Source organism: Sphingomonas sp. G5 (assembly GCF_052660795.1).
Window position 1 is genome coordinate 2,947,300 of record NZ_CP109660.1, and the last position, 19,187, is coordinate 2,966,486.

Sequence of the window (19,187 nt, forward strand, 5' to 3'; positions counted from 1 at the left end):
CACCCATGCGCATCGCTCTGGCCCAGATCGTGGCCGGTTCCGACCCCGTCGAGAACCTCTCGATCATCGCCCGCGAGACCCGACGAGCGGCCGCCGACGGCGCCGAGCTCGTCGTCTTCCCCGAGGCGGTCATGTGCCGCTTCGCCGGCCCCGACCTCGGCGGGGTCGCCGAGCCTCTCGACGGTCCGTGGGCCGAGGGTGTGCGCCGCATCGCACGAGAGGCCGGCGTGACGATCGTGGTCGGCATGTTCACCCCGTCGGCGAGCCCCGAACGCGTGCGCAACACCCTCCTCGTCGCCGGTGCCGTCGACGCGAGCTACGACAAGATCCACCTCTACGACGCCTTCGGGTATCGAGAGTCGGATGCCGTGGAGCCCGGCGACCACCCGGTGACGTTCGACCTGAACGGCGTCCGCATCGGGGTGGCCACGTGTTACGACGTGCGCTTCCCCGAGCTCTTCCGTGCGCTGGCCGAGGAGGGCGCCGACCTCGTTCTCGTCGCGGCCTCGTGGGGCTCCGGGCCGGGCAAGCGCGAGCACTGGGAGCTGCTGACGCGCGCTCGGGCTCTCGACACCACGACCGTGGTGGTGGCCGTCGGCCAGGCCGACCCGCTGACCATCGGCCGCGACGACGGCGCGGGCGCTCCGACCGGCATCGGCTTCAGCGGAGTCATCGCCGCAGACGGGACCGACGTCGTCCGCCTCGGCGATGCGCCGGAAACCCTCGTCGTCGACGTCGACGGCCCCCTGGCCGCGGTCCCCCGCGTCCGCGCCGCCCTTCCGGTCCTCGCCAACGGCCACCGCCTCTGACGACCGGGCCCGTGGGGGTCAGCGCGTGGCGCGTTCCAGCAGCTCCAGCACGTGCACGTACGACTCCCCCGTCGCCTTCGTCATGCCCAGCTCGCACGTGCGGTTGCACGACGCGTGCGCGTCGGCTCCCCACCCGGCCACCTCCGCCGCCTCCGGGGCGGTCGCGGCCTCGGTCAGCTCGGGGTGCAGCATGCCCCGGTCGCCCGCGTAGGCGCAGCAGCCCCACGCGTCGGGAACGCGAACCTCGGCTGCCACGGCCGCGCCGATGGCCCGTAGCGCCGGGTCGATCCCCAGCTGCGTCGACGAGCATGTGGGGTGCAGCGCCAGCAGCTCCGCCACCGGCGTCGGGGAGAGACGCGGAAGCAGAGTGGATGCCGCGAAGGCCACGGCATCCATCACCTGCACGCCCTCGTCACGGAGGGTGGAGGCGAAGCCCTCGGTGCAGCTGGACGCATCGCAGATGACCGGCAGGGCGCCGTCGCGCGACGCTGTGCGCACCGCTGCCCGCACCCGGGCGGTCATGGTCGCGTGCCCCTTCGCGTAGCCCTTCGACGACCAGGGGGTGCCGCAGCACAGGGCGTCGATGCCGTCGGGCACGATCGCCGCGACCCCGGCGCGCTCGAGCAGGCGGGTGAACGCCGCCGTGGCCCCGATGCCGTCGGAGGGCCCGAACATGCTCCCCACACACGCCGGCAGGAACACCGCCGAGGGCTCGACGCCGGGGGAACCGACCACCGACCCCAGCGACCGCCGCGACGCCCCACCCGCGGGCAGCTCCGGCGCATACCGGGGCACCGTGTCGGTTCCGAGCACCGCGCGGGCGGCGTCCGTCACTGTCCGGACGAGCGGCATCGGCACCTTCTCGGCGGCGGTCAGCGCCACCGACCCCGCCCGCGTGACCACTCCCCACCCCGTCGCCGCCGCCGACCACCCGGCGGCGAGCACGGGGTTCGCGTCTTCGCGTCGGAAGCGCTTCATGAGGGTTCCCGTGTTGATGAGCACCGGGCACGCGGTCTGGCACATGCCGTCGACGGCGCAGGTCTGCACGCCGTCGTAGTCGTAGTCCTTCTCGAGCTCCGCCACGAGACCCCCGTCGCCGCGCTCGCGCGCCGCGGTCGAGGCGCGCCGCACGACGATGCGCTGCCGCGGGGTGAGGGTGAGGGAGCGGCTCGGGCACACCGGCTCGCAGTAGCCGCACTCGACGCACCGGTCGGCCTCGGGCTCGATCGTCACCGGCGCCTTGAGGTGGCGCATGTGCGCACCGGGATCGTCGTCGATGATGACGCCCGGGTTCAGGATGCCGCTCGGGTCGAGCAGACGCTTGAGCTCCACCATCACGTCGTAGAGTTCGTCGCCGTACTGCCGGCGCACGTACGGCGCCATCGCGCGCCCCGTACCGTGCTCGGCCTTGAGGTTGCCGCCCGCCTCCAGCACGAGGTCGACCATCGCGTCGGTGAAGCCCTCGAAACGCCCCAGGGCCTTGGCCCCCTCGAAGCGGTCGGTCAGCATGAAGTGGATGTTGCCGTCCTTGGCGTGGCCGAAGATGACGCTGTCGTCGTAGCCGAAGCGGGCGAAGAGCTCCTGGAGCCCCTCGCAGGTGTCGGCGAGACGCTCGACCGGGACGACCACGTCTTCGAGCAGGGCCGTGGTGCCGCTCGGCCGGGCCCCGGCGACCGACGCGTAGAGCCCCTTGCGGAAGGTCCACGCCGCAGCGCGTTGGGCGGGGTCGCGAGAGAAGACGGCGGGGTCGAGAAGGTGCTCCGCGGCGAGCACGCGGGAACCGGCCTCCGCGAGAGTGCGCAGGGAGTCGACGTCGTCGGCGTGATACTCCACCAGCAGTGCCGCCTGCGTCGTCGCCTCGAAGCCGTGGATGGCGGCGGGGGTCCCGGCCAGACGCTGTCCGACGCGCAGAGACGTGGCATCCATCAGCTCCAGCGTCGCCGCTCCCGTCGAGACCAGAGCCGGCAGAGACCGGGTCGCCGCGTCGAGAGTGGGGAACACCGCGAGGGTGGTGGCGACCGCGGGCCGGATCGGCACGGTGCGGAAGGTCGCCTCGGCGACGAACGCGAGCGTCCCCTCCGACCCCACGACCAGATGCGCGAGCAGCGCCGCGGGTGTGTCGAAGTCGAGGAAGGCGTTGAGGGCGTAACCCATCGTGTTCTTCATCGCGAACTGCCGCTCGATGAGCGCGACGCTGGCCGCGTTGCGCACCACGCGTTCGCGCAGCCGCATCAGCCCCTCGACGAGGGCGGGTTCACGGTCGCGCAGCAGCGCATCGGCGTCGGCGGCGGCCGTGTCGACGAGGGTCCCGGATGCCAGCACCAGAACGAGCCCCTCGAGGGTGCGGTACGAGTTCTCGACCGTGCCGCAGGCCATGCCGCTGGAGTTGTTCGCGACGACCCCGCCGATGGTGCAGGCGGCTTCGCTCGCCGGGTCGGGACCGAGCCGATGGCCGTGCCGCAGCAGACGCGCATTGACCTGCCGCACGGTCGCCCCGGGCTGCGACCGCACCCGGCGGCCGCCGTCGAGCACGTCGATGCGCGCGAAGCCCTGCCGCACGTCGACGAGCAGACCGTTGCCCGACGACTGCCCCGAGAGGCTCGTCCCGCCGGAGCGGAAGGTGACGGGCGTGCGGGATGCCGTGGCCCCGCGCAGGATGCCGGCCACCTCGGTCGCGTCGGCGGCGACGACCACCGCATCCGGGGTCAGCAGATAGTGCGAGGCGTCGTTGGCGTACGCGACGCGGTCGATCGCCCGGGTGCGGATGCGCGAGACATCGGCGACGGCCGCGGCGATCTCGGGAGCGATCTCGGTCGGAGCGAGGGTCATGCGTGATCCTTCGGACGGTGCGGGCGGAACGCGGGAGGGATCACTCGGGACCTTCCGGGGTGAGGACCCGGGCGAGATCCGGCTCGATGTGGACGAGAGCCCGGATGCCGACCGGCTGTCCCGAGACGACGGTCGACGTGTGCGACACGGCATGGGCACCCCATTCCGCCGCCGACGCCGCCGCGAGGGCGAGGACGTCGGAGCCGGCGGCGGGCGCGCTCGTCAGCCCTAGCAGGAAGCCCGCGAGAGCGGCATCCCCCGCCCCGGCGGTGTTGGCGACGAACGGGGCATCGGCCCGGGCGAACACCGCACGGTCGGCCGTGACGGCGATGAGGCCGTCGGCACCGAGGCTCGCGAGAACCGTCCCGACACCGCGGGCGACGATCTCGCGAGCGGCGGCGACGACCTCACCCAGGGTGACGAGGGGGCGTCCGACCGCCGCCGAGAGCTCCTCGGCGTTGGGGGTGAGCAGGTCGATGCCGGCGGGATCGACAAGGAGAGCGTCCAGTGCCGCCCCGCTCGTATCGACAGCGACCCGCGCCCCGTGCTCGCGCGCGAGTGCGCGGACGGGGGCCAGGTCGACGAGGGTGCCGGTGCCGGCCAGTTCGGGCAGGCTCCCCGAGACCACGAGCCAGGGGTCGGTGCGATCCGCGAGTTCTTCGCGCAGCGCCGCGATCGTGGCCGCCCATGCCTCGGGCGCCAGCGGCGGCGTGGGAGCGTTGACCTTCGTGGTGGCCCCCTGGGCGTCGATGATCGACGTGTTGACGCGCGTCGCCCCGGGCACCTCGACGATGCGCAGCAGCGGTGCGGTGAGTCCGCACCGGGCGAAGCGCACGTCGTCGGCACCGAGCACGACGATCGCCGCGGTGTCGGCTCCCCCCGCGGCGAGGGCGGCCGAGACGTTGACACCCTTGCCGCTCACCTCGCGGGTATAACTGTCGGCACGCGCGAATGCACCGCGATGCAGGGTGCCGACGCGGTAGGTGGCGTCGATGGCACCCGCGGCGGTGAGGGTGACGATGCCGCTCACGCGTCGCGCCCCGTCACGACGCCGAGCAGGCGCTGCACCTCGGCGGCGACCGCCGTACGCCCCGGGGCGAGCCAGCGGCGGGGATCGATGGCATCCGGGTCCCGCTCGAGCTCGTCGCGGACCGCTGCGGTCAGCACGGTGTTGAGGTGCGTGCCGATGTTGATCTTGCGCATGCCCGCGCGCACGGCGCCGTCGATGCCGGCGTCGGCGACCCCGCTCGAGCCGTGCAGGACGAGGGGGACGGGTACGGCTGCGGCGAGCTCGGCGATGAGCGCCTCGTCGAGCCGGGCGCTGCGCTCGCGCATGGCGTGCTCGCTGCCGACGGCCACGGCGAGGGCGTCGACGCCGGTGGCCTCGACGAAGCGCACGGCCTCGGCCACGTCGGTACGCACGCCCGGCGCGTGGGCGCCCTTGCCGCCGATCTCGCCGAGCTCGGCCTCGATCCAGGCACCGGCGGCGTGCACGCGGGCGGCGACGGCGGCGGTGCGCTCGAGGTTCTCGGCATCCGTCAGATGAGCGGCGTCGAACATCACCGACCGGATGCCGACGGCCAGGGCCTCGTCGACGAGCGGCTCGTCGGTCGCGTGGTCGAGGTGCACGACGACGGGGACACGCGCGTTCTCGGCCAGGCGGAGAGCGGCCGAGGCAGCCGGGCCGACCCCGCCGTGGAACGCGATCGCGTTCTGCGACAGCTGCAGGATCACCCCCGACCCCGCGGCCTCGGCTCCGGCGACGATGGCCTCGGCGACCTCGAGGGTGATGAAGTTGAAGGCCCCGACCGCACGGTGCGCGGCGAGCAGTTCGGGCATGTCGGCCAGCGGCACGGCGGTCTCTCTCTCGGGTCTCCCCTCCGTGTGAGGGGTCGTTTTCTGTCGCCGGGGGCATCCCGCGGCGACCGTTGTCGGCCGCTCACGAAGGGACGAGGGGCCGGAACGGGGGGGGGGACGGCGAGGAGCCCTGACCCCCTGAGACGTCTGACGAGGGTGGATGCCGGGACCCCCGCGTCGCGCGAGAGGCCCCGGCATCCGGGGTGGGTCAGCAGGAGGACTTGTAGACCGCGTCCTTGCCGTCGGTGGTGATGTTGTCTTTGGTGAGGATGGTGAAGCCGGTCTGGATCTTGGCTTCGGTGGCCTCACCCTTGAGGGCGGCGATGGCCTGCTTGACGCCGTCTTCGCCGATGGTGGCGGGCTCCTGGGCGACGAGGGCCTGGACGGTGCCGGCTTCGAGGGCCTTCACCTGCGCGGGGCCGGCGTCGAAGCCGACGATGGTGACGGAGCCCTGCTTGCCGGCCTGCTGGACGCCGGTGGCGGACCCTTCGGCGGCGAACAGGTTGGCGGCGAAGATACCGACGATGTCGGGGTCCTTCTGCAGCGCCGCGGTCACGATCTCGGCGGCCGTCGACGGCTCGTTGTGGGAGTACTGAACACCGACGGAGGTGAACTTCGAGTCCTTCTTGACGGCGTCTTCGAAGCCCTGGGCGCGGGCGTCGGTGGTGGAGACACCCGGGTCGGTGGAGACGACCAGGACCTTGCCGCCGTTCGGGTTGGCCTTCTGGATCGCTTCGAACGCCGCGGCTCCGCCGCCTTCGTTGTCGGAGGAGATCTGCGACACGGCCCCTGAGGGGTCTTCGAGGGTGGTGTCGACGAGAACGACCTTGATGCCGGCGGCTTCGGCCGCCGCGATCGGCGCCTGCATCGCGGAGACGTCGGTGGGGGCGATGAGCAGCGCGTCGGGCTTGGAGGCGACGACGGCGTCGACGATGGGCTTTTGGAGGGTGGGGTCGAACTTCTCGGGGCCCTGGGTGGTGACGGTGGCGCCTTCTTTGGCGGCTTCGGACTGGATGCCGCACTGCATGGAGATGTAGAACTCATCTCCGGCGACGCCCTGCACGAACGCGATCTTGTACCCGCCGTCGCCGCCCGAGGCGGAGCCCGACGAGGAGCCACCGGAACACCCGGCGAGGACGAGGGTGGCTGCGGCGCCGAGGGTGGCGAACGCGAGAACCTTGTTGTTCCACTGCATTGTGATGACCGTTCTCTCTTGGTGGGGTGTCGGATGCCGGGCCTCAGCCGCGGCGTCCTCCGCTGACGAACTTGCGCCAGAGGCTCTGGGTGGTGCCGCGGGTCGCGGCGGTGCGGCGCACCTGGTCGACGTAGACCGCGGTGATGAGCACGGCGCCGACGGCGACCTGCTGCCAGAAGGGCTGCACGCCGGTGATGACGAAGCCGTTCTGCAGCACGGCCGGGATGAAGAGGCCGACCACGGTTCCGAAGATCGTGCCGACGCCGCCGAAGAGCGACGTTCCGCCGATGACGACGGCCGCGATCACGTTGAGGTTGGTCTGCGACTGACCCGCGATCGCCGTGGTGGAGAACTGCGACAGGGCCAGGATGCCGGCGAGCCCCGCGAGCGCTCCCGACAGCGTGTACACGGCGATGAGGTGACGGTCGACCTTGACACCGACGCGACGGGCGGCGAGCTCGCTCGAGCCGACGGCGTACGTGTACAGGCCGAACTTCGTGAAGTGCAGCACGACCGCGCCGATCACGACGACCACGAGCGCGATGACGCTGATGATGGGGAGCGACCCGAAGACGTTGCCGTACCCGATCGAGACCGTCAGCACGGTGGGCACGTCGCGGATGTCGACGCCGCCGGTGAGGATCTGCGCCAGGCCCAGGGCCATACCGAGCGAGCCGAGCGTGACGATGAGCGGCGGGATCTTCGCCTTCGCGATGAGGAACCCGTTCAGCAGTCCCCAGCACACACCGCTCAGGATCGAGACGAGGATGCCGATGGTCGCCACGCCCCAGCCCTCACCGCCGAGCGCCCTCATCGTGAGCGCGGAGACGACGCCCGAGAACACCAGCACCGATCCGATGGAGAGGTCGATGCCCGAGGTGATGATGATGTACGTCATGCCGACGCCGAGGACGGCGAGGATCGAGGCGTTCTGGATGATGAGGCGGAAGTTCGACCACTGCGCGAACGAGTCGGGGGCCAGCGCACTGAAGATCAGCACGATGACGATGAGGATGAGCAGGATCTGGAAGGCCTGCGCTTTGAGCAGTCCCAGGAAGAAGTGGGGCTTGTTCTCCTCGAACGTTCCGATGGCCACCGTCTCGGTGGGAGGCGTCTTGGTGCTCACTTCGAGTCGTCCTTCGTGACGGCGCCGGTCATGAGCCCGACGAGTTCTTCCATGGAGGTGTTCTTCGCATCGACGTTGGCCACACGGGTTCCCAGGCGCAGCACCTGGATGCGGTCGCAGACCTCCATGACGTGGGGCATGGAGTGCGAGATCAGCACGACGGCGATGCCCTTGTCGCGCACGCGTCGGATGGTCTCGAGGACGTTCTTCGTCTGCCGCACGCCGAGGGCGGCGGTGGGCTCGTCGAGGAAGACGAGGCGTCCGGCCCAGTGCACGGCGCGGGCGATCGCGATCGCCTGGCGCTGGCCACCCGACATCTCGCCCACCGGCGACGACAGCGATCGCACGGTCGCGCCGAGTTCGTCGAACGCGGCCCGCGAGGCGACCGCCATGTCCTTGGTCTTCATGAAGCCGAGCGCACCGGCGATCCCGGGGCGGCGGATCTCGCGGCCCAGGTACATGTTCTGCACCGGGTCGAGATGCGGCGCCAGGGCAAGGTCCTGGTACACCGTCTCGATCCCGAGCGACGACGCCACCTGCGGGTTCGACATCTCGATGGGCTTGCCGTCGAAGAGGATCTCGCCCTCGTCGACCGCGAGATTGCCCGACAGGGCCTTCACCAGGGTCGATTTGCCGGCGCCGTTGTCGCCGATGAGAGCGGTGACCTCACCGGGGTAGACCTCGAAGTCCACGTTGTTCAGGGCCCGGACGTGACCGAACTGACGCGAGAGACCGCGTGCTTGCAGCACCGGGACGGCCGTTGTGACTGACGACATCGTCAGCTCCTTTCGTTGGTGAGAAGAGAGGATGCGAGGAACGTCTGCGCGACGACCTCGAAGGACGCAGAAGAGACGGCGAACGCCGCGAACAGTGCCGCCCCGTATGCGGTGCCCTCGTCGTGGGTCGAGACGGTGACCTCGGGCAGCAGCGTCGAGCGCGAGCGGACGACGGATGCCATGGTCGACCAGCCCCCGGTCAGCACCGTCGAGCGCGGCGGGGCGACCTCGCGGTCCATCACCGCCATGCATTCGGCGAGCATGTCGTTGCCGTGGCGCAGCGATGCCGCGAACAGCTCGGCGGGGCTGAGCCCGTCGCTCTGCGCGACGATCTTCAGCACCCCGTCGTCGTTGCGCGCACCAGAGACCGAGAGACCGCCGTCGGCGAGCGTCCCGTCGACCGGAAGCGCGAGGGCGGCGGCGTCGATGACCGCCCGGCCCGTGGCATCCGTGATCCCGAGCAGCTGCAGCACGCGGCGCATGAGCAGGCCCGACTTGGTGCCGGCGAGCAGCACGTACTTGCCGGGGATGACGTGGCGCACGCAGTTGATTCCGGCGTGGGCGAGGCGCTCACGCGCCGCGAAGGGGAGGGTGTCGTCGAGCACGCGGACGAGAGCCTCGGCCGTGCCCATCGAGTCGTAGAGCTGGCCGGTGTGCGTCGCCCCGACGGCGACGGCGGACACGAGGTGGTCGTGACCGGCGATCGTGAGGGCCGCGCCCCGGAACCCCGCGGGCACGGCCTCGTCCGTCACCACGCCCACCGGCTCGCCCGCGCTCACGCGCGCCCCGAGGATCGACGCGTCGACCCCGAGCACGTCGAGAGCGGCCTGCCACGGCGTGCTGTCGTCCTGGTCGATGAGCCCGGTACGCGACACGAGCGAGTACTCCGCCACCCGCGGACCGCCGAGAGCGTGCACGACGTATTCGGGGACGTTGAGGAACGTCGTTCCGGCGAGCGCGATGCCGCTGTCGCGCAGGTGCAGGAGCTTGGCGATGGATGCCAGCGGCCCCACCGGCAACCCGGTACGGCCGGGGAACTCGGCGCGGAACTCCTCCGGGGTCGCCATGATCTGCGCGGCACCCCGGGGGTCGAACCAGGCCATGATCGGCGCGAGCGGGGTGCCGGCGGCGTCGAGCAGCACCCCCGCCTCCGCCATGCCCGAGACGGCGAGCGCGAGGACGCGGTACCCCTCGTCGAGCCGGGCGTCGGCTTCGGCGGCAAGCTCGCGCACGACCGCGATCGCCCGCTCGGCGGTCATCTCGGCCCGGCCGTGGTCGAGGTTGGTCCAGGGCGAGGGGCGGCTCACGACGAGCACCTGTCGCCCCTCGGGGGTCGCGACGAGCAGCTTCGTGCTGGTCGAGCCCATGTCGACGCCGACGACGTAGTCGCTCATCGAACGCCACCTCCACGGAGGGTGCCGGGCCACCCGGCACCGGGAGCGGCGACGAGCACCTCGGCCTCGCCGAGCAGACGCCAGTCGCCGAAGGCATGGGGAACGGCGTAGACCTGACCGCGCTCGAGCTCGACCGAGCCGGCGTCCGATACCAGCGCACCGGAGCCCTCGCGCACCAGCACCACCGCGAAACCGGCCTCGCGGGCCGCGGTCTCTCCCGCCGCGTCGAACAACCGGAAGTACGGGTCGGCGATCGCGGGCAGCAGCGAGCGGAAGTCCGCCCCCGCCGGGGTCGTCCCCGCCGTGCTGATCAGGGCGCCGAGGGCCTCGGCATCCAGCTTCTCGGTCGAGACCGCGGGCATGACGGCGTCGAAGCCGAGGTCGAGGTGCGACTCCTCGCGCGTCGAGGTCGTGACCGACCACTCGAGCAGGATCGAGAAGTCGGTGGGCTCCTGCACTTCGGCGACGAAGATGCCACCGTCGATCGCGTGCACGGTTCCGGCGGGCACGAGCACGCCCATGCCGGGGCGTACGACGACGCGGTTCATGCGCGAGAGCATCCACTCGCTGTCCTGCGCGTCGCGCCGACGGTCGAGCTCGTCGCGGTCGACGGACTGGTTCCAGCCGACGTGCACGGCGCAGTCGTCCTCGGTCTCGAGCACGTACCAGGCCTCGGTCTTGCCGTACGGGCAGTCGAGGTGCGCGGCGGCGAACTCCCGGCCCGGGTGCACGTGGACGGGGAGACGCTGACGCGCATCGAGGAGCTTGACCAGGATGCCGAGATCGGCGGCATCCCGCCCCCCGCGCGCTCCCACCCAGGCCCCGCGGTCGGCCGTGACGAGGTCGCGCAGGACGTCGCCCCGGTCGGTGACGGCGAGGCCGATGGTGTCGGACCCGAAGCGCGACACCGTCGAGCCGAGCCACTCCTCGGGTTGCCGGTCGGTCTCGGGCACGATGCCCCGCAGCGCCGCGATGCGGTCGCCGCCGAGGTAGAAGTGCTGCACGGGATTGGGGGGCAGCAGGACGGGCTTCATGAGGGGGCTCCGATCGGGGCTGCGGCCGCGACGACGACGTCGCCGGCCGGCGCGGGCTGAACGAGGGCGGCCGCCGCGGGGGACGGGAGTACCCCGGCGGAATCGGACGCACGCAGCGGAATCGGATCGGATGCCGACGCGGATCCGATTCCGCTGCGCTTCTCCGATTCCGCGACGGGCACCTCGCCCGAACCGCGAGGCACGAGGCGCGTGGGCACGACCGTGCGGGTCGGGGCGTCGTCGGGACGCTCGGCCAGCTGGCGCAGGCGGCGGAAGGCTGCTGCGCCGAGCAGACGGGGGTCGTGGTCGACGTAGGTGATGCCGGGTTCGAGCACCTCGGCGAGCGTGAAGTCACCGAACGAGATGAGCGCGGGCATGCGGAGCCCGCGTGCGCGGATCGCCCGTACCGTCGCGATCGCGGCGAGGCTCGTCGCGCACAGCAGGGCGGTGGGGGCGTCGGGGCGCTCCAGCAGGAGCGAGGCCTCGGCCGCTTCTCCCGCGCGGAAACGCTCGTGCGTCACCACGAGCGCGGGGTCGAACGCCACTCCCGCCGCTTCGAGAGCCGAGCGGTAGCCGGCCAGACGGTCGCTGACGGTGGGGTAGGGCACGTCTTCGCCCATGAAGGCGACGCGGCGGTGTCCGTGTGAGAGCAGGGCCGCGGTGGCTTCGGCGGCGGCCCCGAAGTCGTCGATGACGATCGCGTCGATCCCGGAGCGCACGCGGTCGACCGTCACCACGGGGCAGCGGTTGCGCAGCCCCGCGAGGACCGCGGCGGGGACAGCGACCGGCGCCACGATCAGACCCGCGAGGCGATGGCCGGTCAGGCGGTCGAGCTGCGCCGTCTCGCGCCCCGCGTCGTAGCCCGTGCTCGCGAAGATCACGCTCAGGCCCTCGGCGATCGCCAGTTCTTCGACCACGCTCACGAAGGCGGCGAAGAACGGGTCGCTGATCGCATCGATCAGGATGCCGATCGTGTCGGCCTCGCGACGCTTGAGTTCGCGCGCGCTGCGGTCGGGAACGAACCCCAGCTCGCGCACGGTCTGCAGCACGCGGTCGCGGGTTCCGGGGAGGACCCCGACCTCGTCGTTGATGACGCGGGACACGGTCTTGGGGCTGACGCCCGCCGCCGTCGCGACGTCGATGAGCCGAGCGCGCGGCCGGGCCGTCGCGGCCTGGGTGACCGCGCTCACGGTCCGTCTCTCGTCGTGCATCATCGCATCTCCGACATCGTTGTCATCCGGAAGGAAACCCTGCGGCGGGCTTCGATGGAGACAGCATGAGCCCCATCGGACAACGTTGTCAAGTCACGGACGCATCTCGATGACATCGATGTCGAGACCGAGCTCCCACGAGGCGCCCGGCGCCAGCGGACGAAGCAGTCCGCGCGCTCGCGCCTCTCCCCGACCCAGGATGGTCGCCGCCGTCGCCGGCTCGACCCCGAGCACCACCCCGTCGTCCTGGGCGACCCGCCACTGGAACATCCCGGGCAGCCGGGCGGTGTCGAACGAGATCCGGATGCCGAGCCCCGACGGCGAGATCACCTCGGCGCCCACGAGGCGATCCGCCGGCAGTTCGTGCGAGAAGACCTGCTCGGGATAGTGCAGGGACGGCTCGGGGAACTCCGCCCACGACGACAGCCCCGCCTCGGCCGCAGCATCGCGCGCGAGCACGCGATCGGCCGGCGAGCGCAGGATCGTGCCCGCGTCGACGAGCGGCCAGCCGAGGTTCACGTGATACAGCACCATGGGCTCGACCTCGCGCGAACCGCGGTTCACGATCTCGTCACGCAGCTCGATCCGTCCGTCGCCGAGCGGCACGCGCACGCTCCGGCGCAGCTCGAGGTGCGCGCCGAGCACGGTCGCCTCCACCACCACGGCCTCGACCACCACGGCATCGGCCGTCACCTCCGAACGGATGACGGATGCCGACAGGCCGCTGTACCGCCCGTGCTGCGGGTGCTCCCCCTCGGCGTCGACCGAGGGCGGGCCGAAGGAGAGCAAGCCGCAGGTGGTCACGAGACCGCCGCCGAACGCGGCGCCGAAGCCGGTCGCACCCGGGCGCGGCCAGCCGGTCGGCGACACCCAGGCCAGGGGGACGCCACGGTGTCGCACCTGGCCGAGGTCGAGTCCGCGGTCGGGCAGCAGCTCGACGTCGAGATCGCCCGCGACGATCCGCAGGCGTCGAGTCCCGGCATCCGGTCCATCCGATCGCACCGAGGCCTCCACCGCCGCGAGCGCGGCAGGCGAACCCACCCGTCGTCTCGCGTCGTCGATCGACCGTCCGTACAGCTCGCCCATGAGCCCCGCCTTCCTCGCCGTGACGCCGCCCACGCTAGCAGTGATTGACAACGTTGTCTTTCGCCCCGCATACTGACCGTCGAGCGCAGAGCCGCGCCCCGACACGACGCTTCGGAGACCCACACCCCATGTCGAAACCCCGCCTCAATCGCCTCTTCAACGCGCGGTCCGGCCGCGCTCTCGACGTCGCCGTCGACCACGGCGCGTTCCACGAGCACTCGTTCCTGACGGGCATCGAAGACATGGCGGCCACGGTCGCCACCCTCGTCGACGCCGGTCCCGACGCCGTCCAGCTCACCCTCGGACAGGCGCCGTTGCTGCAGTCCGTCCCCGGCAAGCAGAAGCCCGGGCTCGTGCTGCGCACCGACATCGCCAACGTCTACGGCGACCCGCTCGAGTCGCCCCTGCACAGCATCCACGTCCCGGATGCCATCGAGGTCGCGGTCCGCCTCGACGCCGTCGCCGTGTGCGTGAACCTCCTCGATCTCCCGGGCGAACCGCAGGTGCGCGAGCAGTGCATCCGCTCGATCCTGGCGCTGCGCAGCGACGCGGAGAAGTACGGGATGCCGCTGATGATCGAGCCGCTGGTCATGCAGACCAAGCCCGGCACCGGCGGGTACGGGGTCGACGGCGACACCGCCAAGGTCGTCACTCTCGTGCGCCAGGCGCGCGAGCTCGGCGCCGACCTTATCAAGGCCGACCCCACCGACGACATCACCGAGTACCACCGGGTCATCCAGGCCGCCGGCGACACCCCCCTGCTGGTGCGCGGCGGAGGACGCGTCGACGACCGCACCCTCCTCGAGCGCACGAAGGCCGTGCTCGCGCAGGGCGCTCGCGGCATCGTCTACGGTCGCAACGTCATCCAGCACCGCGACCCGGCCGGCATCACCGCGGCCCTCATGTCCGTGGTGCACGACGACGCCTCGGTCGACGAAGCCCTCGCCCTCATCGGCGGCACCGGCGAAGGAGACCGCGCGTGACCGGCACGAAGATCGGTGTCGGCATCATCGGCGGCGGCCTCATGGGGCGCGAGATCGCCGCGGCCCTGCGCCGCTGGCCCGCGCTGATCGAGCACCCCGCCGAGCCCGAACTCGTCGCGGTGTGCGACATCAACCCCGCGGCCCTCGAGTTCTTCGAGCGCATCGACTCGGTGCAGCTGACCACGACCGATCATCACGAGTTGCTCGCCGATCCCCGCGTCGACGTCGTCTACATCGCCGTGCGGCACGATCTGCACGAGCGTCTCTACGTCGACACCGTCCGCGCCGGCAAGGCGCTGCTGGCCGAGAAGCCGTTCGGCATCGACCGCGCCGCCGCCGACGCGGTGGTCGCCGCCATCGACGAGACTCCGGAGTCGTTCGTGCGCGTCTCGAGCGAGATGCCGTTCTTCCCCGGTGCGCAGTGGGCGGTCGACTACGTCCGCTCGGGCGCGCTCGGGCGCATCGTCGAGGCGAAGTGCACCTTCCTGCACTCGAGCGACATCGACGTGAACAAGCCCCTCAACTGGAAGCGGCAGAAGCAGTTCTGCGGCGACGCGGGGGTGCTCAACGACCTCGGCATGCACACGTGGCACGTGCCGCTGCGCCTGGGCTGGACGCCCGAGAAGGTCGTCGGCATCCTGCAGGACATCGTCACCGAGCGCCCCGGCCCCGACGGCACGCCCCAGCCGTGCGACACCTGGGACAACGCCGTCATCCACTCGTGGGCGCGCCACGACGGCGCCCCCTTCCCTCTGACGACCGAGACCAAGCGCATCGCACCGGGGCAGAAGAACACGTGGGAGTTCGAGGCCATCGGCATGTCGGGCGGCGTGCGCTTCAGCACCAAGAACCCCAAGCAGGTCGAGGTCTTCGCCTTCGTCGACGTGCCGGGCGTCGGGCGTGAGCAGAGCTGGCAGAGCGTCGACGCGGGCAGCCAGTCGGTCTGGCCGACGGTGACGGGTCCCAACTTCGAGTCCGGTTTCTCGGATGCCATCCTGCAGATGTGGGCGGCCTATCTCGCCGAGTACCTGGGCGAGCTCGGCGACGGCTTCGGGTGCGTCCGCCCCGACGAGGCCGCGCTGACGCACCGACTCTTCGCCGCCGCGATCGCCTCGCACGAGACGGGCGCACTGGTCACACCCGAGACCTGACGACGACCCAGGGGGTGTCCCGCCGATCGCGGGCGCCCCCTTCTTCGCGTTTTCCGGCGCGACCGGCGATATCCGTATGCTCGGAGGGATGCCGACCCCGCGCGGCATCCCTCGAGGAGACGCATGCGCAAGACCGGTCGGCCCACCATGATCGACGTCGCCGCCGACGCCGGGGTGAGCCTGAAGACCGTGTCGCGCGTGGTCAACGGCGAGCCGAATGTCGACCCCGCCATGATCGAGCGCGTCCTCGCGTCGGTCGGCAGGCTCGGCTACCACCGCAATTCCCTCGCAGCCAGCCTGCGGTCGGGCAACCGCGACACCATCGGCTTCGTCGCGGCCGACCTCTCGAACACCTTCTACATGGCGATCGCCGCCGCCGTCTCCGCGATCGCCACGCGCGAGCGCATGCACCTGGTCATGGCATCCAGCGAAGAAGACGCCGATCTCGAACGCACCCTCGCCCTCGATCTGTGCCAGCGCCAGATCGGCGGCCTCATCGTCGTCCCGACCGCCGCCGACCACTCGTATCTCTCCCGCGAGGTCGAGCTGGGAACGCCCGTGGTCTTCCTCGACCGTCCCGGCAGCGGCGTGCCCGCCGACGCGATCCTCCTCGACAACCGCGGCGGATCCCGAGCGGCCGTCGCCGAGCTCCTCGAGACGGGGCACCGTCGCATCGCCGTTCTGCTCGACTCCCCCGAGATCTACACGATGGTCGAGCGCCTCGCGGGAGCACGCGAGGCCTTCGCCGCCCAGGGCCTCACGCTCGACCCCGCTCTGGTCGTCCACGGCCTTCACACCCCCACCGTCGCCCGGGACGCGGTGCACCGGCTCCTCGAGTCCGCCGACCCTCCCACGGCGGTCTTCTGCGCGAACAACCGCGTCACAATCGGAGCCCTCGAGGCGATCCTGCCCCGCGGCGCCGACGTCGCGATCGCCGGTTTCGACGACTTCGAACTCTCCCGTCTGCTGCCCCGTCGCATCCGCGTCGTCGACTACGACGTGACCGAGCTCGGCACGCGCGCCGCCGAGACGCTGCTGGCGCGGGGAGCCGACCCCGCGCCGGGCTCTCACACGCACCTCGTGCCGACGCGTCTCGTCGACCGGGGCGGAGTGAGCTGAGCCTGGACGGCATCCACTCTCCCGTCAAGGCCGCGCACCGCGGAGCCCGTCCTGCATAGCGTCGTCGCATGAGTTCCGATCGCGATCAGTTCACCTTCGACAACCCCGTCACCCGTTACTCGCGCGTCGAGCCGCCCGTGCAGCACCAGCCCGAGCCCGGCGTCCAGGCCGATATGACTCCGGTGCCCGACCTGGGCGAGAAGACCTACCGCGGACTCGGCCGCCTGGTCGGCCGCAAGGCCCTCATCACCGGCGGCGACTCCGGCATCGGCGGCGCCGTGGCGATCGCGTTCGCCCGCGAGGGAGCCGACGTGGCCATCGTGCACCTGCCCGACGAGCAGCGCGACGCCGACCACATCCTGGAGCAGATCCGGGATGCCGGCCGCACCGGCGTCTCGATCGCGACCGACATCACCGATCCCGCCGCGTGCCGCGAGCTCGTCGCCCGCACCGCCGAGGCGCTCGGCGGCCTCGACATCGTCGTGAACAACGCCGGCAAGCAGGTGATGGTCGAGAAGGTCGACGACCTCTCCGACGAGCAGTTCGAGCAGACCTTCCGCACCAACGTCTTCGCTCCGTTCTGGATCACCAAGGCGGCGCTCGCCCACCTCCCCGAGGGCGGCACGATCATCAACACCGCCTCGCTCGAGGCCTACGTGCCCGCGCCCGACCGCCTCGACTACGCCGCGACGAAGGCCGCGATCAACAACCTGTCGAAGGGACTCGCGCAGCAGCTCGCCTCGCGCGGCATCCGGGTCAACGTCGTCGCCCCCGGGCCCACCTGGTCGGCCCTGCAGGTGAGCCAGGGTGTCTCCGACGATCAGATGGAGCACTTCGACGACGAGAGCACCTACCAGCGCGCCGGTCAGCCCGCTGAGATCGCGCCGGCGTTCGTCTTCCTCGCGTCCGCGGAGTCGAGCTACGTCTCGGGCGAGACGCTCAACGTCAACGGTGGCATGGTCACGCCGTAACTCGCGCGTCCCGATCGCCCCGGCCCGCCACGTGCGGACGGGGCGATCGTCGTGTGCGAACCTCCTGAGGTCCGCGCGGCCCGACCTCGCATACCGGGTGGCGGCCCCGCACCACGCGGCGAGGGCCGCCGCTTCTCAGGAGTTCGGTACGCGGTGCCCGCACCACCGATCGTCCCGCCGCAGTGCTTGCGCAAATCGTGCCGTCGCGCAAGCGACCCTTTCCGGCCCCTTCGGTGCGCGAGCGTGAGTGCATGCCCACCGAATCCGCTCCCGTCACAGACGGGGCACCCCTCACCCTGTACCTGCTGCACGCGCTGGGGGCCAGCTCCGGATCCTTCGACCGTCTCGCCGACGAGCTCGCGGGCGACGTGCGGGTGCACGGCATCGACCTCCCCGGCTTCGGCTCCGCCGCGAGCGCCCCCGACGCCACGCTCGACGAGACCGTCGACCACGTCCTCCGCCACCTCGCCGGCCACGCGAACGGCCCCTGGATGCTCGGCGGCCACAGCATGGGCGGCAAGATCGCCGCGCTCGTCGCCGCACGCGTCCTGCGCGGAGACGCGCCGCTGTTCGGACTCCGCGGCATGGTGCTCATGGCGCCGTCTCCGCCACGGCCGGAGCCGATGGACGAGGAACGCCGAGAGCGGATGCTCTCGTGGGTCGACGGCGGGGCGCTCTCCGAACAGGATGCCGAAACGTTCATCGACCAGAACACGGCAGAGCCCCTCGATGCCGGGGCGCAGTCCCTCGCGCTGGCCGACCTCCGCCGCACCTCGCCCACCGCGTGGCGCGCCTGGCTCGAGACGGGAAGCCGCGTCGACGTGACCGCCGACGTCCAGACGCTCGACCTCCCCGTGCTCGTGCTCGCCGGCACCGACGACGCCGACCTGGGCGCCTCCGCGCAGCCCGAACTGCTCGCCTCCGTCTACCCCCGTGCGCGGTTCACGGCCCTCCCCGACACGGGACACATGATCCCGCTCGAGCGCCCCGCCGAGGCGGCCGAGGCGATCTCCCGCTTCGTCGCCGACGAGGTGCGGGTCGGGCCCGTGGTCCCGGACGACTGGGCACGCCTCATCGCCGGCGATCGCGTCGACGACCGGGTCCGCGGCATCCTGGCCCGACGCTCCGTGCCCGATGACCGCGGTTACGCGCCCCGGGTGCTCGATCTGGCGCAGCTGACCCTGCTGCGCGAGATCGCCGATCTCGTCGTTCCGCAGGACGGCCCGGCGATCGACATCGCCGGCCGTGTCGACGCGCAGCTCGCGCGAGGAGAGGGCGACGGGTGGCGCAACGCCGATCTGCCCGCCGACGCCGAGGCGTACCGCACCGGCCTCGATCACCTGGCCGCCACGTGGCCCACGGATCCTGCCGAGCGCGTCGAGACCTTCCGCGCGGCCGTCGAGGGTGACGCCGATGCCGAGGGCACCCTCGACGCCGCCCAGCTCAAGGCCTGGCTCGAAGACGTGCGCAACGACCTCGTCCGACAGTGGCTCGCCCACCCGGCGAGCATGGCGCGCGTCGGCTACGACGGCTTCGCCACCGGCGGGACGCCCATCCGCGGATATGTGGAGCTGCGCCTCGGGCGCCGCGAAGACTGGGAGCCGGCGAACGTCGGCGGCACGATCGCGACGGGAGACGCGGCATGA

The 19,187-nt window shown here is 71.7% G+C and carries 16 protein-coding genes; 6 read left to right on the forward strand and 10 right to left on the reverse strand.

Features of this window, described 5'->3' with window-relative positions; genetic code table 11:
• Positions 1–5: 5 nt before the first annotated feature.
• Positions 6–809 carry a carbon-nitrogen hydrolase family protein gene (locus NE358_RS14190; RefSeq protein ID WP_103211015.1) on the forward strand — a complete coding sequence of 268 codons (804 nt, stop codon included), beginning with the start codon at positions 6–8 and terminating at the stop codon, positions 807–809.
• 18 nt (positions 810–827) lie between these two features.
• Here the strand turns inward: NE358_RS14190 and NE358_RS14195 are convergent, their stop codons facing one another.
• The 10 genes from NE358_RS14195 to NE358_RS14240 form a co-directional block, all read right to left on the reverse strand.
• Positions 828–3,638: an FAD-binding and (Fe-S)-binding domain-containing protein gene (locus NE358_RS14195; RefSeq protein WP_289939568.1), complete on the reverse strand. Its 2,811-nt coding sequence runs from the start codon at positions 3,636–3,638 to the stop codon at positions 828–830.
• Positions 3,639–3,678: 40 nt separating this feature from the next.
• The gene (locus NE358_RS14200) at positions 3,679–4,668 is read right to left on the reverse strand and encodes a 1-phosphofructokinase family hexose kinase (RefSeq protein ID WP_289939570.1); all 990 of its coding nucleotides are present in this window, start codon (positions 4,666–4,668) and stop codon (positions 3,679–3,681) included.
• Positions 4,665–5,492: a class II fructose-bisphosphate aldolase gene (locus NE358_RS14205; protein ID WP_289939572.1), complete on the reverse strand. Its 828-nt coding sequence runs from the start codon at positions 5,490–5,492 to the stop codon at positions 4,665–4,667. Before NE358_RS14205 ends, NE358_RS14200 begins: the two co-directional genes overlap by 4 nt.
• A 211-nt stretch (positions 5,493–5,703) precedes the next feature.
• Complete coding sequence (locus NE358_RS14210; protein ID WP_289939574.1) at positions 5,704–6,690, reverse strand: ABC transporter substrate-binding protein; 987 nt, start codon at positions 6,688–6,690, stop codon at positions 5,704–5,706.
• Positions 6,691–6,733: 43 nt separating this feature from the next.
• On the reverse strand, positions 6,734–7,816 hold the full coding sequence (locus NE358_RS14215) for an ABC transporter permease (protein WP_141378454.1): 1,083 nt from the start codon (positions 7,814–7,816) through the stop codon (positions 6,734–6,736).
• Complete coding sequence (locus NE358_RS14220) at positions 7,813–8,592, reverse strand: ATP-binding cassette domain-containing protein (protein ID WP_103210991.1); 780 nt, start codon at positions 8,590–8,592, stop codon at positions 7,813–7,815. The genes NE358_RS14215 and NE358_RS14220 overlap by 4 nt, the downstream gene beginning before the upstream one ends.
• A gap of 2 nt (positions 8,593–8,594) precedes the next feature.
• Positions 8,595–9,986: an FGGY-family carbohydrate kinase gene (locus tag NE358_RS14225; RefSeq protein ID WP_289939580.1), complete on the reverse strand. Its 1,392-nt coding sequence runs from the start codon at positions 9,984–9,986 to the stop codon at positions 8,595–8,597.
• Positions 9,983–11,020 (reverse strand): hypothetical protein, encoded by a 1,038-nt coding sequence (locus tag NE358_RS14230; protein WP_289939582.1) that lies wholly within the window; start codon positions 11,018–11,020, stop codon positions 9,983–9,985. The genes NE358_RS14225 and NE358_RS14230 overlap by 4 nt, the downstream gene beginning before the upstream one ends.
• Entirely contained in the window at positions 11,017–12,210 is a 1,194-nt protein-coding gene (locus NE358_RS14235) for a LacI family DNA-binding transcriptional regulator (RefSeq protein ID WP_181904682.1), read from the reverse strand. Before NE358_RS14235 ends, NE358_RS14230 begins: the two co-directional genes overlap by 4 nt.
• A 114-nt stretch (positions 12,211–12,324) precedes the next feature.
• Complete coding sequence (locus tag NE358_RS14240) at positions 12,325–13,317, reverse strand: aldose 1-epimerase family protein (RefSeq protein ID WP_289939587.1); 993 nt, start codon at positions 13,315–13,317, stop codon at positions 12,325–12,327.
• A gap of 128 nt (positions 13,318–13,445) precedes the next feature.
• On the opposite strand from NE358_RS14240, the gene NE358_RS14245 reads away from it, so the two are divergent.
• From NE358_RS14245 to NE358_RS14265, 5 genes are all read left to right on the forward strand, one after another.
• Positions 13,446–14,300, forward strand: a complete 855-nt coding sequence (locus tag NE358_RS14245; protein WP_103210996.1) for a class I fructose-bisphosphate aldolase — start codon at positions 13,446–13,448, stop codon at positions 14,298–14,300.
• Entirely contained in the window at positions 14,297–15,451 is a 1,155-nt protein-coding gene (locus NE358_RS14250; RefSeq protein ID WP_289939590.1) for a Gfo/Idh/MocA family protein, read from the forward strand. The genes NE358_RS14245 and NE358_RS14250 overlap by 4 nt, the downstream gene beginning before the upstream one ends.
• Before the next feature lie 123 nt (positions 15,452–15,574).
• Positions 15,575–16,570, forward strand: a complete 996-nt coding sequence (locus NE358_RS14255; protein WP_289939592.1) for a LacI family DNA-binding transcriptional regulator — start codon at positions 15,575–15,577, stop codon at positions 16,568–16,570.
• 68 nt (positions 16,571–16,638) lie between these two features.
• Entirely contained in the window at positions 16,639–17,541 is a 903-nt protein-coding gene (locus NE358_RS14260) for an SDR family oxidoreductase (protein ID WP_103210998.1), read from the forward strand.
• 251 nt (positions 17,542–17,792) lie between these two features.
• Positions 17,793–19,187 carry an alpha/beta fold hydrolase gene (locus NE358_RS14265; protein WP_289939598.1) on the forward strand — a complete coding sequence of 465 codons (1,395 nt, stop codon included), beginning with the start codon at positions 17,793–17,795 and terminating at the stop codon, positions 19,185–19,187.

Bases quoted from the DNA above. Each gene is read 5' to 3' on its own strand.
- NE358_RS14225 (WP_289939580.1), bottom strand. From the start codon at position 9,986: ATGAGCGACTACGTCGTCGGCGTCGACATGGGCTCGACCAGCACGAAG.
- NE358_RS14190 (WP_103211015.1), top strand. From the start codon at position 6: ATGCGCATCGCTCTGGCCCAGATCGTGGCCGGTTCCGACCCCGTCGAG.
- NE358_RS14260 (WP_103210998.1), top strand. From the start codon at position 16,639: ATGAGTTCCGATCGCGATCAGTTCACCTTCGACAACCCCGTCACCCGT.
- NE358_RS14230 (WP_289939582.1), bottom strand. From the start codon at position 11,020: ATGAAGCCCGTCCTGCTGCCCCCCAATCCCGTGCAGCACTTCTACCTC.
- NE358_RS14255 (WP_289939592.1), top strand. From the start codon at position 15,575: ATGCGCAAGACCGGTCGGCCCACCATGATCGACGTCGCCGCCGACGCC.
- NE358_RS14220 (WP_103210991.1), bottom strand. From the start codon at position 8,592: ATGTCGTCAGTCACAACGGCCGTCCCGGTGCTGCAAGCACGCGGTCTC.
- NE358_RS14265 (WP_289939598.1), top strand. From the start codon at position 17,793: ATGCCCACCGAATCCGCTCCCGTCACAGACGGGGCACCCCTCACCCTG.
- NE358_RS14195 (WP_289939568.1), bottom strand. From the start codon at position 3,638: ATGACCCTCGCTCCGACCGAGATCGCTCCCGAGATCGCCGCGGCCGTC.
- NE358_RS14210 (WP_289939574.1), bottom strand. From the start codon at position 6,690: ATGCAGTGGAACAACAAGGTTCTCGCGTTCGCCACCCTCGGCGCCGCA.
- NE358_RS14240 (WP_289939587.1), bottom strand. From the start codon at position 13,317: ATGGGCGAGCTGTACGGACGGTCGATCGACGACGCGAGACGACGGGTG.
- NE358_RS14245 (WP_103210996.1), top strand. From the start codon at position 13,446: ATGTCGAAACCCCGCCTCAATCGCCTCTTCAACGCGCGGTCCGGCCGC.